We start from the raw sequence: 15,837 nt of genomic DNA on the forward strand, positions 1-15,837 counted from the left end.
ACCATCTTATCTCAGCCGCCTGGCGCGCTGAAGGGTTGTAAGCCCCCAGCGGGTCGTTAGCTCAGTTGGTAGAGCAGTTGACTTTTAATCAATTGGTCGCAGGTTCGAATCCTGCACGACCCACCAATTAAGAAAGAAGCGCCTTTAAGGCGCTTTTTTCGTTTCCGGGGCACGGACTTTATCGTGCAGGGTGAGAACCTGCAGCAGGTTCGACTGAATCGCCCGGCGATTCAGGCTGATGCGTTAGCATCACCCGGAGGGTGAGGCCCTGGAAGGGCCGAGGCAGTCCTGCACGACCCACCCATTAAGAAAGAAGCGCCCTCAGGGCGCTTTTTTCGTTTCTGCGGCACTAACTCACTTTGAAGAAGCAAAACACCTCAAGTGCTTGAGGTTGTCGCTGCCCGCTGTTTGATCGAGCCTGCGCAGAGAACAGGGTCAGATCGGAAAGACGCAAAAGCCGTCATCCCTGACCTGCTCGGCCCGCGCCGTCCCTGGCGCGGGACGCTTTCCTCTTCTGACCCTGTTCCCTGCGCGTTGAGCATCTGTATTGTTGGGAAAATTACCCTGGTTTGCTTTCCTCAACAGTCTGAAAGCATCACTGGCGTTTTTGTCTTTGGCGCGGGACGCTTTCCTCTTCTGACCCTGTTCCCTGCGCGTTGAGCATCTGTAATGTTGGGAAAATTACCCTGGTTTGCTTTCCTCAACAGTCTGAAAGCATCACTGGCGTTTTTGTCCCTGGCGCGGGACGCTTTCCTCTTCTGACCTTGTTCCCTGCGCGTTGAGCTTCTGTCTTGTTGACAGAGTTGCCCCCAAATCTCGCCCTCACGCCTTTTTCTTCACCTTTGCCACCGCCAGGCTCTCCCAGATATGCATCACCGCATAGCTGCGCCAGGGACGCCAGGATTGCGAGCGCGCTTCCGCTTCTTTGGATGACAGGCCGCCCAGGTTGTTACGGATGGCGATATCCTCTTTGGGAAAAGCATCCGGCCAGCGCAGGGCGCGCATCGCGATATAATGCGCTGTCCAGGGGCCAATGCCCGGCAGGCTGACCAGCTTTTTTATCACCTCGTCAGGCTGCTGAGCGGCGCTAAGACGCAGGTCACCGCTGGCGCAGGCGCTGGCAAAGGCGATGATGGCGCGGGAGCGCGCGGCGCTGACAATGCCCATCGGTGCAACATCGTCCACCGTCAGTCCGGCGATACGTTCAGGAAGCGCGGTATAACGGGTGAGATCGGCAAAAGGCGTCTCGCAGGGCTCACCGAAGGCGGCGGCAAAGCGGCTGCTGACCGTGGTGGCTGCTTTGACCGTTACCTGCTGGCCGATAATGGCGCGCACGCCCAGCTCAAAAGCGTCAAACGCGCCAGGCACGCGCAGACCCGGATGCGCGATCAGGCTGGGCGCCAGCAGCGGATCCTGGGCCAGGCAGGTGGCGATACGCTGCGGCTGCGCGTCAAGATCGAACAGGTCACGCAGACGGCGCAGCAGCAGAGGCAGCACTGGCGTCAGGGACGTTGAGAGCGTCACCTGCAATGCGTTCTTCTGCGGCAGATGGGAAACGCTGACCCAGCCCCGGCAGCGACCCAGCGCTACGGTGCGTCGCCAGCTGCCATCTTCCACTGCTTCGACCTCCTTCATCAGGTGCGTCTGCAAAAACCAGAGCATCGCTGCCCAGTCGTAGGGTGGGCGATAGGCCAGCCGCAGCGTCACGTGGTTGCCGGGCTGCGCACGTTGAGTGCCCGTATCGTCCCGACGCAGCGCGCTCGGCGTCATGCGGTAGCGCGCCTGGAACACATCATTAAAGCGACGCAGGCTGCTGAAACCGCTGGCGTAGGCGACTTCTGTAACCGGCAGTTGTGTTTCGGTCAGCAGCTGTTTTGCCAGCAGCATACGACGCGTCTGCTTCAGCTCCATCGGCGAGACGCCGAGTTCAAGCTGCACGATACGGCGCAGCTGACGCAGGCTAAGGCCGAATTCAGCGGCAATCGCTTCCAGACCTTCGCGCTCCTCCAGCATGCCTTCCTCAATGCGCTGAATCAGCCGCTCCGCCACACGATGCGGCTGATCAACGGGCGCATTGCCGGGTGCCAGTTCTGGCCGGCAGCGCAGGCAGGGACGGAAGCGCGCTTTTTCCGCTGCCTCGGCGCTGCTGAAGAAAAGGCAATTCTTCTGCATGGGTGCTTTGACCGGGCAGATCGGACGGCAATAGATACCGGTTGACGTCACGCCCACAAAGAAAACGCCGTCAAAGCGGGTATCACGAGAGGTCAGCGCCTGATAAGCAATGTCGGGATCGATCATGGTATTTCTCCGGTAAATAAGCACAGCCTACAATGGTGAATCCCGAGAGACTGGCTGTTTTCGGACAGCACAACAGTTTAGAACCATGACCGAAAACAGCCAGTCAGGCTGATGAAAAGTGCGATAATAGGCGATGAAACCGTGACGGGAGAATCACTATGTACTACTTCAAACCGATAGTTACCCCGGTAGGCGAGCTGAAACTGGTCGCCAGCGACAGTGGCCTGGCGGGCATCTTGTGGGAAAATGATGATCCGAAGCGCAACCGATTTTTGCCCCAGACGCGCGATGACGATCATCCCATCCTGCTTGAAACTGAACGTCAGCTCAGCGAGTACTTTACCGGTGCGCGTCGCTGCTTTGAGCTGCCGCTCGATTTTGTTGGTACCGAGTTTCAGAAAAAAGTCTGGCAAGCGCTGGTGGCGATTCCGTTTGGTGAAACGCGCAGCTACAGCCAGATTGCCAGAGAGATCGGCCATCCGCTGGCAGTACGGGCGGTCGGCGCGGCCAATGGCCGTAATCCACTCTCCATTGTTGCGCCATGCCACCGCGTGATCGGTGCCAACGGCAAGCTGACCGGCTTTGCCGGCGGGCTGGATATCAAAGCTTTCCTGCTGGCGCTGGAAGCGCCGCAGTCGCTTCCCGACAAAGCGGCTCCAGAGCCGGTCCAGTTAGTGATACAGGCGGACTAAAAATCCCACGACACAGTCTGACTTTTCCGTTATCGTGTTTAGCATATAAAACACTACGGCGGATTCATCGCCATTATTCGCCTTATCAGGCGATTTTCGTTAATTAGATAAAACGAGAGCTGTGTCATGAGTGTGATGTTCGATCCTGAAAGCGCCGTTTACCCTTTTCCACCTAAACCTGCTCGTCTGAGTGACGACGAGAGGGCGTTTTACCGTGAGAAAATCAAAGCGCTGCTGAAGGCGCGTAACGCAGTGATGGTGGCGCACTACTACACCGATCCGGAAATTCAGGCGCTGGCGGAAGAGACCGGCGGCTGCGTCTCTGACTCGCTGGAGATGGCGCGCTTTGGCAGCCACCATTCTGCCACCACACTGCTGGTGGCAGGCGTACGCTTTATGGGCGAAACCGCCAAAATCCTCAGTCCCGAAAAAACCGTGCTGATGCCGACGCTGCAGGCGGAGTGCTCCCTGGACCTGGGCTGTCCAATCGAAGAGTTTAACGCCTTCTGTGATGCCCATCCCGATCGCACCGTCGTGGTCTATGCCAATACCTCAGCGGCTGTCAAAGCGCGGGCCGACTGGGTAGTGACGTCCAGCATTGCGGTTGAGCTGATTGAGCATCTCGACAGCCTGGGCGAAAAGATCATCTGGGCACCGGATCGTCATCTTGGCCGCTACGTCACCCATAAATCGGGGGCGGATGTGCTCTGCTGGCAGGGTGCCTGCATTGTGCATGACGAGTTTAAAACCCAGGCGCTGCAGCGTATGAAAGCGCTCTATCCCGACGCAGCGGTGCTGGTGCACCCGGAGTCGCCGCAGGCGATTGTCGATCTGGCGGACGCTGTCGGCTCGACCAGCCAGCTGATTCAGGCGGCGAAATCCCTGCCACATCCGCAGATGATTGTCGCCACCGATCGCGGCATCTTCTACAAGATGCAGCAGGCAGTACCGGACAAAGAGCTGCTGGAAGCGCCGACCGCGGGTGAGGGCGCAACCTGCCGCAGTTGTGCTCACTGTCCATGGATGGCAATGAACGGCCTCAAAGCCATCGCAGAGGCGCTGGAGACGGGCGGGGCGGAACATGAGATTCAGGTGGATGAGGCGCTGCGTGAGGCGGCGTTACTGCCGCTTAATCGCATGCTATCCTTTGCAGCGGAACTTAAACTCAACGTGAAGGGCAACGCCTAAGCGTTCCCGGACAGGTGCTCAGCATGGATTTCTTCAGCACACATAATATTCTGGTTCATATTCCTCTGGGTGCCGGGGGCTACGATCTCTCATGGATTGAGGCCATCGGCACGCTGGCGGGCTTACTCTGTATCTGGTTTGCCAGCCTGGAAAAAATCATCAACTATCCGTTCGGTTTGATCAACGTTACGCTGTTTGCGGTGATCTTCTTTCAGATCCAGCTCTATGCCAGCCTCCTGCTGCAGCTCTTCTTCTTTGCCGCCAATATCTATGGCTGGTACGCCTGGAGCCGTCAGACCGCCGATCATCAGGTCGAGCTGAAAATCCGCTGGCTGCCACTGCCCAAAGCGCTGGCCTGGGCGGCGGGTTGTGTGATCGCCATTGCGCTGATGACCCTCTATATCGATCCGGTGTTTGCGCTGTTAACCCGTACAGCGGTGACGCTGATGAACGGTCTTGGCCTGTCGGTAGCGATGCCCGCGTTGCAGCCGGATGCTTTCCCGTTCTGGGATTCCTGCCTGATGGTGTTGTCGATTGCGGCGATGGTGCTGATGACACGCAAATATGTTGAGAACTGGCTGCTGTGGGTCATCATCAACGTGATTAGCGTGATGATTTTCGCCCGTCAGGGCGTGTATGCGATGTCGCTGGAGTATGTGATTCTGACGCTGATTGCGCTGAACGGATCGCGTATGTGGATCCGCAGCGCGCGGCAACAGGGTTCCCGCGCGCTCTCGGCTCAGTGAGTGTGTGCTTCGCCTTTAGCGTGAGCGTGGTCATGATCAGGGTCGTGAGAATGACTGTGATCATGGCCGGAGGCAGCAGCGCTGCTTAAGCCGAGTTCACACTCGGCACCGGCACAGGGCTGATACTCCATCTGCACGGTCGCATGCGCAATTTGATAGTGCTGGCGCAGATAGTCGTGGATACGATGCAGCAGCGCATCGTGATCGTAAGGCGGGATGACCTGCGCATGCAGCGTCAGCAGCGGCTTTTCGCCGACCTGCCACAGATGCACATGGTGAACATTGCGCACTTCGGCGATGTTCAGCGTCAGATCCCGTATCAGCCGGTTCACATCCAGCGAATGCGGTGTCCCTTCCAGTAACTCCTGCAGACTTTCACGCAGCAGCGCCCAGGCGCTGCGCAGCACCAGCAGGGAGACCAGCAGTGACAGAATCGGGTCGATAGGCGTCCAGCCGGTCAGCAGAATAATCACCGCCGCCACAATCGCGCCCACCGAACCCAGCAGGTCACCCATGACATGCAGCGCGGCAGCCCGCACGTTGAGGTTCTTTTCTCCACTGCCGTGATGCAGCAGCCAGAATGACAGAATATTGGCCAGCAGGCCGCCAATCGCGATCCCCAGCATCAATCCGCCCGTCACCGGCTGCGGGTCGGCAAAGCGACGCACTGCCTCCCAGACGATAAGCACGGTAATGCCCAGCAGCGCAATCGCGTTAACAAATGCCGCTACCGTGGTCAGACGCAGCAGGCCAAAGGTGTGGCGTGCATTAGGTTTACGGCGTGAGAAATGGACCGCCAGCAAGGCCATCAACAGAGCGGCGGCGTCGGTCAGCATATGCCCGGCGTCCGCCAGCAGCGCCAGTGAACCTGAGAGCCAGCCGCCAATGACTTCAGCAACCATGAAGACGACTGTCACCCCGAAGGCGGCCGCCAGACGCGTGCGATTACTATCCTGCCCGCTATGAGTGTGGGTATGTGCCATAAGATTCCAGTTTTTTCAGTAACCTGTTTGCGAATAATATCAGTAATTGCCACGTCTCAGACGTGTCCTGATGCTGTTTAACCTGCTCCGTCAGCTGCTGGCTGAGTTGCGCGCCATGCTCCAGCCCTGCCAGCAAGCAGCTTCCTTTCATCCGGTGTGCTGCTTCGGCGAACTGCGTCCAGTCTGCGCGTTCGTGTGCCTCACGCATCACAGCCAGGTCCTGTGTCACCGTACTGTGCAACGTCTGGCTCAGACGGCTGAGGAATTTGTCATTCTGCTGCGCCAGCTGCCACAGGTTGTCATCCAGTGTCGCCAGCGGATCGTCCTGCCACTCCTGCTGCCACTCCTGCTGCCACTCTGCCAGCAGCGCGCTGAGATCGGCTAACTGCATCGGTTTAATCAGCACACGCTCGCCCGCCTCAGGTGACTGCGACAGCAGCTGCGCGTCAGCCGAGCAGAGCACCCGCATCGCCTGACGTCTGCGCTGGCGGTCACGACGACGCAATATGCGCAACAACAGCGTACCGTCAGGGCGCGGCATCATCTGGTCGATAAACAATAGATCATAAGGCTGCTTTGCGTCGGCCTGCAGCAGTGCGCGTCCCTGTTCGAAGATGTCAGCCTGAATTGCAAAGCGCGCCAGCTGCTGCTGCATCACCAGCAGATTGGCTGGATGGTCATCGACAATCGCCACCCTAAGCTGTGGAAAGCCGGGCAGGGTCGTGTCGTCTGCGTGGTTTACCGGTGCACAGATCTGCAGCGGCAGCGTCACGGTGACCTGAGTACCGTGCCCAGGTTCAGAGGCGAGCCGGATGTCGCCGCCCATCCGCAGCACCATTTCCCGGCAGATAAACAGCCCCAGGCCGCTGCCCTGCACCGAAACCGATTTACCGGACGGCGCCTGATACCAGGGATCAAACAGCTTCTGCTGCTCCTCTGGCGGAATACCGCTGCCGCTGTCGCTCACTGTCAGAATCAACTGTTGTTGCTGTGCGGCCAGCGTCAGGCGAATCGCGCCGTGGCGGGTGAATTTTAGCGCATTGGTCATCAGGTTGTTTACAACCTGCTGAAGGCGGTCGGCATCAATCAATACGGTGCCAGGCAGCGGCGTCAGCGCCTCGACGATCAGACGTGGGCCGTCAGCGCGCATCAACGGATGATAAAAATGCTGCTGTTGATCGAGCCACTGCGCCAGCGCCAGCGGGCGAGGTGCCAGGGTAAAACTGTTGCTCTCGATGCGTGCATGATCCTGCAGGTCATTCAGCAGAGTCAGCAGCGATTGTGCGCTGCTGTGCAGTAGCGAAAGGTTCTGGCTGCTGTGCTGCTGCTTCTCCAGCTCCAGCAGACCCAGGATCGCCTGCATTGGGGTACGCAGCTCATGACTGACGGTCGCCAGAAACTGGCTTTTCATTGCATTGGCATGTTCCGCCTGTTCACGCTGCTGACGTTCCCGGCGCTGTTGCCAGTAGCGGCGCGCCAGCAGCAACAGCAGCAGCACAATGGCCGCACCTGCCACCGCCAGCACCATCATCGGCAGCGAACGCATCGCTATCACGCTGCCGGGCTGCGGCGGGGTTGACCAGCTGTCGCGCATCTGGCTCTGTGTGTCAGCCGGGATCTGCTGCAGCGCGCGATCCAGCAGGGTGCGCAGCACCGGCTGGCCAGGCGTGACGCCCAGCGCGATCGGCCAGGCGATATCGCTGGCGGCAAAGGCGAGATGAATACGGGCATCATCCCGGCTGGCGATGCGCCAGCGGGCGGAGAGTACGTTATCGACCAGCACATCGATCTGCCCCTTTGCCAGCGCGTCATAGAGACTATTACGATCGGCAAACGGCTGTGGCTTGAGATCCGCAGGGAGCAGACGCAGCGCCAGGTCATCCTGCAACACGCCGATCCGCTTGCCCTGCAGGTCGCGCCAGTGAGCCAGCGTATCGGACTGGACGCTATAAATGCCCCACAGCGCACGCCACACCGGCAGCGACGTGCTCTGCATCGCATCGCCATTCAGCGGCTGCATCAGCTGCAGCATTGCCTGCTTTTGCTGAATCAGCGTGCTGGCCTGACGGGGATTACTGACCCACACCGGCTCAAACGCTAATCCGGTGCTCTGCGCAATCGCTTTCAGCAAATCCACGCCATAGCCTCGGGCAGTTCCGCTGGCATCGCGATAACTCCAGGGATAGTTGTCCGGTTCGGCGGTATAGGTAATACGCGGATGATCGGCAATCCAGGCGCGCTCAGCGGGGCTGAGCATCAGAGTCTGGGTGTCCTGATAGCGCGGCAGGCTGCTGCTCCAGCGTGCCTGTAGCGTGTTCATCAGTTCTGCAGGCAACTGACGCAGGCTCTGATTTATCCAGCTGATAAGCTGGGGATCGCGCGCCACCGCGCGCAGGTTGAGCTGGCCGGCCTCAATATGGGAGGCGATCTGATAAATCTGGCCCTGTTGCAGCTGGCTCAGCAGAAAACCGGCGCTGGTCTCATCTGCCACCACATAGTCATTTTGCTGATTAAGCAGGGTATAGAGCGCCTGCAGGTCGCTGCTGTAGCGTTGCCAGCTGTGACGGGCCGCCAGCGCAGATGGCAGCTGTGCCAGCGTGCTGTCACTGATAGCAAGCGAGGCATTCTGGCTGTTAAACATCACGGCACGCTGGTTTTGCTGATTGCGGTAAACCCGCAGCGGACTGCTGAACCAGTTTTCGCTGCTCAGGGTGCCGGGTGGCAGTGGGTTGCTCCACATGCCCAGCGCAAAATCGATCTGGCCGCTGGTCAGCGCCTGCATCAGATGTGGTTGATCGCTGTAGAGGTTAAGCGTGAACTGCGCACCGGTCAGCTGTCGTAGCGCGGAAAGATAGTCGGCATTGATGCCATAGAGGTCATTGCCGATGCGCATTGCCCAGGGCGCGTGGTTCTCTTCCAGCAGGCCGACGCGCAGGATCCTGCCCTGCATCGTTTCCGCGTGCGTCACCGGCAGCATCATCGGCAGATTCACGCTGCTCACCGGACGCACCTCAGCCAGTCCGGTGCCGCACCAGAACAGCAGGATCAGCAGAATAACCCTCACTGCTGGGCTTTCCACAGGTCAGCCAGTTCCACTACTGAGCGGGCTCCGGTTTTTTCCAGAATGTTCTTTTTATGAGTACTGACCGTTTTGTTACTGATGTGCAACTGAGCCGCGATTTGCAGATTGGATAGTCCACTGGCCAGCAGTGCCAGAATCTGACGCTCCTTCTGGGTCAGGGGCAGCTCAGGCTCATCATCCATCACCGGAAAGGCCGTCTGACCGCCCAGCACCGCCAGGATGGCGCTGAGTAATTGCGTCATGCGCTGACTCTTTACCACGTAACCGGCCGCACCCAGCGCCTGGGCGCGACGCACATAGTGGCGGGTCTGCTGCGCAGAGTAGATGAGCACCGGGCAATCAGGCCGATGGATCTTCAGACGACGAAGAAACTCCAGGCCATCACTGTCCGGCAGGCCGATATCCAGCACGATAATGTCCAGTGGCTCCTGAAGTAAGGGGCGGGCGGCTTTTTCACTGATGGCAGAGAGGAGTTTAATGGGTATGGGTGACTGGCTCAGGGCAGCTTCCAGTGCCACTTCAACCAGCGGATGATCGTCAATCAGAAGCAAAACGGCCATGAAGGATTTCCTGTAAATTTCACAGGATTAGCATAGCGGAAGAGTGGGGCAGAGGGGAGAAAAACCAGGAGAACGTCAGCTCTCCTGGTTTTAAACAGAATTACTGGGTGGTGCCGTCGGTTTTGGTATCTACGTCGCCGCCGCCCACTTTAGTCTGAACTTTTTTGTTGATGTTCGGACATTTGCCATCTTTACACTGGGCGTTCTGGTCCATTTCGTTAGCAGACATATTACCATGGCTGGTGGTGCTGCCAGACGTTGCAGGATTTGTGTCGGTGCCAGTGTTATTAATTTTGCTGTTATCAACATTATTTGGTGGCAGATTCTCTTTTGCTCCACCCGCCGCTGCACCTGCACTGGCTGCCTGATTCGCTGTACCGTTATTGCTGCTGCTGTCTGCAGCCAGTACCGCGCCGCTGCTCAGTGTCATTGCTGCTGTCAAAAAGATTAAGGCAAACTTTTTCATCATTATGCTCCCGTTAATAAATGAAGAGGCTTTAAGCCCAGAGGTGCAATTTCGGGTAAAAAAATTCCTGACGAAATAAAATTCGCCATTTGGCTTAAACAGGGTAATTAAATAAGGTAAGCGGGACTTTCCTCAGTGCTTACCATTAAAAAGTCTAGTCGCTAAGCTGATTAATGCAAATATGACCCGCACATTTAACCCGCAGCAGGAATTTACACCCCTGGCGCTTCGGGCTACATTGGGCAGGATGTGTCCGGCGGGCGTCGGGCAAGAAATAATATGGAATCAGTATGAATTACCAGAACGATGATTTACGCATCAAAGAGATTAAAGAGCTGTTACCTCCTGTTGCGCTGCTCGAAAAATTCCCGGCGACCGATCGTGCTGCACAGACCGTTTCACAGGCCCGTCAGGCGATTCATCAGATCCTGCAGGGCAAGGACGATCGTCTGCTGGTGGTGATTGGACCCTGTTCAATTCATGACACCGAAGCGGCGAAAGAGTATGCAGGCCGCCTGCTGGCGTTGCGTGATGAGCTGAAAGGCGAGCTGGAAGTGGTCATGCGGGTCTATTTTGAAAAGCCGCGCACCACGGTGGGTTGGAAAGGGCTGATTAACGACCCCTATATGGATAACAGCTACCAGCTTAACGACGGTCTGCGTCTGGCGCGTAAGCTGCTGCTGGAGATCAACGACAGCGGCTTACCGGCAGCGGGCGAGTTTCTGGATATGATTACCCCGCAGTATGTGGCTGACCTGATGAGCTGGGGCGCGATTGGTGCGCGCACCACGGAATCTCAGGTACACCGCGAGCTGGCATCCGGTCTTTCCTGCCCGGTTGGCTTTAAAAACGGCACCGATGGCACCATCAAGGTCGCGATTGATGCGATTAACGCAGCGGGATCGCCACACTGTTTTCTGTCAGTGACAAAGTATGGTCACTCCGCCATTGTGGAAACCAGCGGTAACGATGACTGCCACATCATTCTGCGCGGCGGCAAAGAGCCGAACTACAGTGCGCAGCATGTTGCAGAGGTCAAAGAGGGCCTGGCAAAAGCGGGTCTGCCACAGCAGGTGATGATCGATTTCAGCCACGCCAACAGCAGCAAGCAGTTCCAGCGTCAGATGATCGTAGCAGACGATGTCTCACAGCAGCTGATTAACGGTGAGCAGGCGATTGTCGGTGTGATGATTGAGAGTCATCTGGTGGAAGGCAACCAGAGTCTGGAGAGCGGCAAGCCACTGGTCTATGGCAAAAGCGTCACCGACGCCTGTATCGGCTGGGAAGATACGGACAAGGTGCTGCGTCAGCTGGCGGCAGCGGTTAAACAGCGCCGCGGCTGATTGGTTATTCAGACTCATTAACAAAGTCTGGCCGGATTCGCTGTGGAGAGTGAGCCTGCTCAGGGAACACGGTCAGATCGGAAAGACGCTCAAGCCAGTCCCTGGTCGCTCTGCCCGCGCCATCCCTGGCGCGGGACGCTTTCCTCTTCTGACTCTGTTCCCTGCGCGTCGAGCTAGTTTATTGCTGCCAGACTTAGACGGATTTGAATATGTGATTAGTCTGGTACGTACTCACATCCAGGATTTTACTCTGGCAGTTAAACATGACGCGCAGCATTGTCGGGCGCAGCCCAATAAAAAAGGCCAGACTTTCGTCTGGCCTTTTTGCCTTTTCAGCGAAAAATTACTTCGCTTTACCCTGATTCGCAACGGCTGCGGCTTTCGCAGCAATCTCGTCCTGGTCGCCCAGGTAGTAGCGTTTCAGCGGTTTGAAGTTTTCATCGAACTCATACACCAGCGGAACGCCGGTAGGGATATTCAGCTCGAGGATTTCATCTTCGCCGAGGTTATCCAGATATTTCACCAGCGCACGCAGTGAGTTGCCGTGTGCGGCAATAATCACTTTCTCACCGCTTTTGATGCGCGGCAGAATGGTGTCATTCCAGTAAGGGATAACGCGGTCGATGGTCAGCGCCAGGCTTTCGGTGGTTGGCAGCTGCTCCGGAGTCAGTTTCGCGTAACGCGGGTCATGGCCCGGGAAGCGCTCATCTGAACGATCCAGCTCTGGCGGGGTAACGGCAAAGCCGCGACGCCACTGCTTAACCTGCTCGTCGCCATATTTGGCGGCCGTTTCCGCTTTGTCCAGACCCTGCAGCGCACCGTAGTGACGCTCGTTCAGACGCCAGGTTTTCTCAACCGGCAGCCAGGCCTGATCCAGCTCATCCAGCACATTCCACAGCGTGTGAATCGCACGCTTCAGTACGGAGGTGTAAGCGAAATCAAAAACAAAGCCCTCTTTCTTCAGCAGCTGACCTGCTGATTTGGCTTCGCCACGACCTTTCTCAGAAAGGTCAACATCATACCAACCGGTAAAGCGGTTTTCGTTGTTCCACTGGCTTTCGCCGTGTCGCACCAGAACCAGCTTAGTTACAGCCATAGCTTAACTCCTTAATACTGTGATGTTTCTGTGAGATTGGAAACCTGCTGCTGCCCGCATGAAACACGAGCTGATTGCGCCATACCATAACGGAAAAGCGGGCAGCGCGTAAGCCTGTGTGTGACGCACTGCGCGTTTTTCAGCCGGAGGCTCAGCGTAGCGTGAAGCGATACCGCGTCACGGATTCCCAGCGATCTCCCGGCTGCAGCCAGCAATCAGGCTGAGGCCACTCAGCATGATTAGGCGAATCCGGTAAAAATTCACTCTCCAGCGCAATGCCCTGAAATGCATTATAGCTCGCCTGCTCACGGGCACGGGTGCCGGCCAGGTAGTTGCCGGTATAGAACTGCAGTGCCGGTGCCGAGGTAGTCACGCTGAGCTGCAATCTGCCATCTTCCGACCAGAGTTCTGCCGCAGGCTGACTATCGTCGCCTGCGCTGTTGAGCAGAAATGCATGGTCATAGCCCTTCACCGCGCGCTGGTCATCGTCTGCCAGGAAATCCTGCGCCACGACTTTGGCGTTGCGGAAATCAAAGCTGGTATCGGCAACGGCTTTCAGCGGCGCATTCGGAATACCTTCGCTGTCGACCGGCAGATACTGGTCGGCGTGCAGTTGTAAGCGATGCTGGCGTGCGTCGCCATGATGCGCATCAAGGTTAAAGTAGGCATGGTTAGTCAGATTGACCGGGCAGGGCTGATCGCAGCGCGCTTCGTAGCGGATGCTCAGGCAGTTCTGGTCATCCAGTTGATAGCGCACGTCGGCAATCAGATTGCCCGGATAGCCCTGGTCGCCATCCGGCGAGTCGATGCGGTAGTGCACTTCGCTGTCGGACTGGCTGACAATCTGCCAGCGGCGTTTATCGAAGCCCTCCGGCCCGCCATGCAGCTGATGGGCACCCTGGTTTGGCACCAGCTGACGGTTCAGTTTATTCAGTTTTGCCCCGGCGATGCGGTTGGCGTAACGGCCCACCGTGGCACCCAGATAGGCATCCTGGTGCAGGTAGTCAGAAGGCGTGGCGCAGCCAAGCAGCGCTTCACGCACGGTGCCATCCTGCATCGGGACGCGGGCAGAAAGCCAGGTTGCGCCCCAGTCCATAAAGGTCGCCAGCATGCCGTTGGCATTACGCAGCACCGTTATGCGCCACGGCTGACCGTCGGGCGCATGGGAATTGACGTCATTCAGCATTGGCCCGCTCCTTCAGAGGCTTTGCAGACGTAGAAGGTCTCTTTGATGCCGGTCGCGGCTTCATACTGCTCAGCAACGGCGGCTTTCACCTGATCGACCAGATCCAGTGGCATCAGTGCCACGATGCAGCCACCAAAGCCGCCGCCGGTCATGCGCACGCCGCCGCGTTCACCAATCTGCGTTTTCACGATCTCAACCAGCGTATCAATTGGCGGCACGGTGATCTCGAAATCGTCACGCATTGAGGCGTGCGACTCGGCCATCAGCTGACCCATACGTGTCAGGTCGCCCTGAGTCAGCGCATCGGCTGCTTCCAGCGTTCGGGCGTTCTCGGTCAGAACGTGACGCACGCGTTTTGCCACCTGGGGGTCGAGCTGCGCCTGGGCTGCTTCAAACTCGGCCAGTTCAACGTCACGCAGGGCCTTCTTATTGAAGAAACGCGCGCCCGCTTCACACTGCTCGCGACGGGTATTGTATTCGCTGCCGACCAGGGTGCGGCGGAAGTTGGAGTTGATGATCACCACCGCGATATCTTCCGGCATCGACACCGGACGGGTGCCCAGCGTGCGGCAGTCGAGCAGCATCGCGTGATCTTTCCTGCCCAGTGCGGAGATCAGCTGGTCCATGATGCCGCAGTTACAGCCAACGAACTGGTTCTCCGCTTCCTGACCATTCACCGCGATAGCCGCGCCATCCAGCGGCAGGTTATAGAGCTGCTGCACCACGGTACCGACCGCCACTTCCAGCGAGGCGGATGAGCTCAGACCTGCGCCCTGTGGCACGTTGCCGCTGATCACCATATCAATGCCACCGAAATCGGCATGACGCTGCTGCAGATGTTTCACCACGCCGCGCACATAGTTGGCCCACATCGGTTCCTGCACGCTGACGATCTCTTCGTCCAGCGAGAAGGTGTCCTGCGCATTCTCATAATCGGCAGCGACTACGCGAATCTGGCGGTCGTCACGGCGGGCGCAGGCGATGACTGTCTGGTAATCGATGGCACATGGCAGCACAAAGCCGTCGTTATAGTCGGTGTGCTCGCCAATCAGGTTAACGCGGCCCGGCGCCTGAATGGTATGCGTTGCAGCGTAACCGAAGGTGTCAGAGAAAAGCTGCTGCGTGATGGTTTTTAAGCTCATTGTTGTGCCTCACGGAAGTGAACGTCGCTGACAGAACGCAGACGTTCCGCCGCCTGTTCCGCCGTTAAATCGCGTTGGGTTTCGGCCAGCATTTCATAGCCAACCATAAATTTACGTACCGTTGCTGAGCGCAGCAGCGGTGGATAGAAGTGCGCATGCAACTGCCAGTGGTCGTTGGCTTCGCCATTAAACGGCGCGCCGTGCCAGCCCATGGAGTAGGGGAAGGAGCACTGGAACAGGTTGTCGTAGCGGCTGGTCAGAAGCTTAATGGCTTTTGCCAGATCGGCACTCTGCGCTTCACTGAGATCGGTCAGCTGTTTAACGTGCGCTTTCGGCAGCAGCAGAGTTTCAAACGGCCAGGCAGCCCACCACGGCACGACGGCCAGCCAGTGTTCGGTTTCCACCACGGTGCGGCTGCCATCCTGCTGCTCACGTGCCAGATAATCGACCAGCATCGGCGAGCCATGTTTTGCGAAATAGTCGCGCTGATGATCATCTTCGCGCTGCGCTTCATTCGGCAGGAAGCTGTTGGCCCAGATCTGACCATGGGGATGCGGGTTTGAGCAGCCCATCGCCGCGCCTTTGTTCTCAAACACCTGCACCCACGGATAGTGCTGACCCAGATCGGCGGTCTGCGCCTGCCAGGTACGCACCACTTCTTCCAGCGCGCTCAGTGACATCTCCGGCAGAGTTTTGCTGTGATCGGGCGAAAAGCAGATGACCCGACTGGTGCCGCGTGCGCTTTCACAGCGCATCAGGATATCGTCGCTCTCGGGCGCGTCAGGCGTGTCGGTCATCAGCGCAGCAAAGTCATTGGTAAAGACATACGTGCCAGAATAGTCGGGGTTTTTGTCACCGGTAATGCGGGTATTTCCGGCACACAGGAAGCAGTCCGGATCGTGCGACGGTAAGGTATTAACTGCTGGCGTTTCCTGCGCGCCCTGCCACGGACGCTTGGCCCGATGAGGTGAAACTAAAATCCATTGATCAATCAGTGGATTGTAACGGCGATGGGGATGAACGACCGGGTTGAATTTTTCCATGTGAGATCCTGG

General features: G+C 57.8%; 13 protein-coding genes, 1 tRNA gene and 1 other RNA gene. 6 read left to right on the forward strand and 9 right to left on the reverse strand.

Annotation, left to right across the window (positions count from 1 at the left end; genetic code table 11):
• Window positions 1-50 precede the first annotated feature (50 nt).
• A tRNA-Lys gene (locus tag N1689_RS01645) sits at window positions 51-126 on the forward strand.
• 43 nt (window positions 127-169) lie between these two features.
• Window positions 170-303, forward strand: a non-coding RNA gene (locus N1689_RS01650) — RtT sRNA.
• A 519-nt stretch (window positions 304-822) separates the two neighbouring features.
• Here the strand turns inward: N1689_RS01650 and N1689_RS01655 are convergent.
• A complete protein-coding gene (locus N1689_RS01655) occupies window positions 823-2,298 on the reverse strand; it encodes an AlkA N-terminal domain-containing protein (protein WP_253421344.1) in 1,476 nt (491 codons plus the stop codon).
• A 158-nt stretch (window positions 2,299-2,456) separates the two neighbouring features.
• On the opposite strand from N1689_RS01655, the gene N1689_RS01660 reads away from it, so the two are divergent.
• The 3 genes from N1689_RS01660 to pnuC all read left to right on the forward strand — a co-directional run bounded on the left by N1689_RS01660 (window position 2,457) and on the right by pnuC (window position 4,924).
• Window positions 2,457-2,990, forward strand: coding sequence for a methylated-DNA--[protein]-cysteine S-methyltransferase (locus N1689_RS01660; protein ID WP_260057692.1), 534 nt, complete (start codon window positions 2,457-2,459; stop codon window positions 2,988-2,990).
• Window positions 2,991-3,116: 126 nt separating this feature from the next.
• The gene (nadA, locus tag N1689_RS01665) at window positions 3,117-4,178 is read left to right on the forward strand and encodes a quinolinate synthase NadA (RefSeq protein ID WP_260057693.1); all 1,062 of its coding nucleotides are present in this window, start codon (window positions 3,117-3,119) and stop codon (window positions 4,176-4,178) included.
• A gap of 23 nt (window positions 4,179-4,201) precedes the next feature.
• On the forward strand, window positions 4,202-4,924 hold the full coding sequence (gene pnuC / locus N1689_RS01670; RefSeq protein ID WP_161736263.1) for a nicotinamide riboside transporter PnuC: 723 nt from the start codon (window positions 4,202-4,204) through the stop codon (window positions 4,922-4,924).
• Here the strand turns inward: pnuC and zitB are convergent.
• From zitB to N1689_RS01690, 4 genes are all read right to left on the reverse strand, one after another.
• Entirely contained in the window at window positions 4,918-5,907 is a 990-nt protein-coding gene (gene zitB / locus N1689_RS01675; protein ID WP_222924338.1) for a CDF family zinc transporter ZitB, read from the reverse strand. The genes pnuC and zitB overlap by 7 nt on opposite strands.
• Window positions 5,885-8,986 carry an ATP-binding protein gene (locus tag N1689_RS01680; protein WP_260057697.1) on the reverse strand — a complete coding sequence of 1,034 codons (3,102 nt, stop codon included), beginning with the start codon at window positions 8,984-8,986 and terminating at the stop codon, window positions 5,885-5,887. The genes zitB and N1689_RS01680 overlap by 23 nt, the downstream gene beginning before the upstream one ends.
• On the reverse strand, window positions 8,968-9,549 hold the full coding sequence (locus N1689_RS01685) for a response regulator transcription factor (RefSeq protein ID WP_161736266.1): 582 nt from the start codon (window positions 9,547-9,549) through the stop codon (window positions 8,968-8,970). The genes N1689_RS01680 and N1689_RS01685 overlap by 19 nt, the downstream gene beginning before the upstream one ends.
• A gap of 100 nt (window positions 9,550-9,649) precedes the next feature.
• On the reverse strand, window positions 9,650-10,018 hold the full coding sequence (locus N1689_RS01690; RefSeq protein ID WP_202605056.1) for a YbgS-like family protein: 369 nt from the start codon (window positions 10,016-10,018) through the stop codon (window positions 9,650-9,652).
• 287 nt (window positions 10,019-10,305) lie between these two features.
• On the opposite strand from N1689_RS01690, the gene aroG reads away from it, so the two are divergent.
• On the forward strand, window positions 10,306-11,358 hold the full coding sequence (aroG, locus tag N1689_RS01695) for a 3-deoxy-7-phosphoheptulonate synthase AroG (protein WP_260057699.1): 1,053 nt from the start codon (window positions 10,306-10,308) through the stop codon (window positions 11,356-11,358).
• 343 nt (window positions 11,359-11,701) lie between these two features.
• On the opposite strand, the gene gpmA is transcribed toward aroG, so the two are convergent.
• The 4 genes from gpmA to galT all read right to left on the reverse strand — a co-directional run bounded on the left by gpmA (window position 11,702) and on the right by galT (window position 15,825).
• Window positions 11,702-12,454: a 2,3-diphosphoglycerate-dependent phosphoglycerate mutase gene (gene gpmA / locus N1689_RS01700; protein WP_161736268.1), complete on the reverse strand. Its 753-nt coding sequence runs from the start codon at window positions 12,452-12,454 to the stop codon at window positions 11,702-11,704.
• A 151-nt stretch (window positions 12,455-12,605) separates the two neighbouring features.
• Entirely contained in the window at window positions 12,606-13,640 is a 1,035-nt protein-coding gene (galM, locus tag N1689_RS01705) for a galactose-1-epimerase (RefSeq protein ID WP_260057700.1), read from the reverse strand.
• On the reverse strand, window positions 13,634-14,782 hold the full coding sequence (gene galK / locus N1689_RS01710; RefSeq protein WP_260057701.1) for a galactokinase: 1,149 nt from the start codon (window positions 14,780-14,782) through the stop codon (window positions 13,634-13,636). The genes galM and galK overlap by 7 nt, the downstream gene beginning before the upstream one ends.
• Complete coding sequence (galT, locus tag N1689_RS01715) at window positions 14,779-15,825, reverse strand: galactose-1-phosphate uridylyltransferase (protein ID WP_260057702.1); 1,047 nt, start codon at window positions 15,823-15,825, stop codon at window positions 14,779-14,781. The genes galK and galT overlap by 4 nt, the downstream gene beginning before the upstream one ends.
• Between the last annotated feature and the right edge of the window lie 12 nt (window positions 15,826-15,837).

The organism is Pantoea sp. XY16 (genome assembly GCF_025153065.1).
GTDB lineage: Bacteria > Pseudomonadota > Gammaproteobacteria > Enterobacterales > Enterobacteriaceae > Pantoea > Pantoea alfalfae.

Bases quoted from the DNA above. Each gene is read 5' to 3' on its own strand.
- N1689_RS01655 (WP_253421344.1), bottom strand. From the start codon at position 2,298: ATGATCGATCCCGACATTGCTTATCAGGCGCTGACCTCTCGTGATACC.
- N1689_RS01660 (WP_260057692.1), top strand. From the start codon at position 2,457: ATGTACTACTTCAAACCGATAGTTACCCCGGTAGGCGAGCTGAAACTG.
- nadA (WP_260057693.1), top strand. From the start codon at position 3,117: ATGAGTGTGATGTTCGATCCTGAAAGCGCCGTTTACCCTTTTCCACCT.
- pnuC (WP_161736263.1), top strand. From the start codon at position 4,202: ATGGATTTCTTCAGCACACATAATATTCTGGTTCATATTCCTCTGGGT.
- zitB (WP_222924338.1), bottom strand. From the start codon at position 5,907: ATGGCACATACCCACACTCATAGCGGGCAGGATAGTAATCGCACGCGT.
- N1689_RS01685 (WP_161736266.1), bottom strand. From the start codon at position 9,549: ATGGCCGTTTTGCTTCTGATTGACGATCATCCGCTGGTTGAAGTGGCA.
- N1689_RS01690 (WP_202605056.1), bottom strand. From the start codon at position 10,018: ATGATGAAAAAGTTTGCCTTAATCTTTTTGACAGCAGCAATGACACTG.
- aroG (WP_260057699.1), top strand. From the start codon at position 10,306: ATGAATTACCAGAACGATGATTTACGCATCAAAGAGATTAAAGAGCTG.
- gpmA (WP_161736268.1), bottom strand. From the start codon at position 12,454: ATGGCTGTAACTAAGCTGGTTCTGGTGCGACACGGCGAAAGCCAGTGG.
- galM (WP_260057700.1), bottom strand. From the start codon at position 13,640: ATGCTGAATGACGTCAATTCCCATGCGCCCGACGGTCAGCCGTGGCGC.
- galK (WP_260057701.1), bottom strand. From the start codon at position 14,782: ATGAGCTTAAAAACCATCACGCAGCAGCTTTTCTCTGACACCTTCGGT.
- galT (WP_260057702.1), bottom strand. From the start codon at position 15,825: ATGGAAAAATTCAACCCGGTCGTTCATCCCCATCGCCGTTACAATCCA.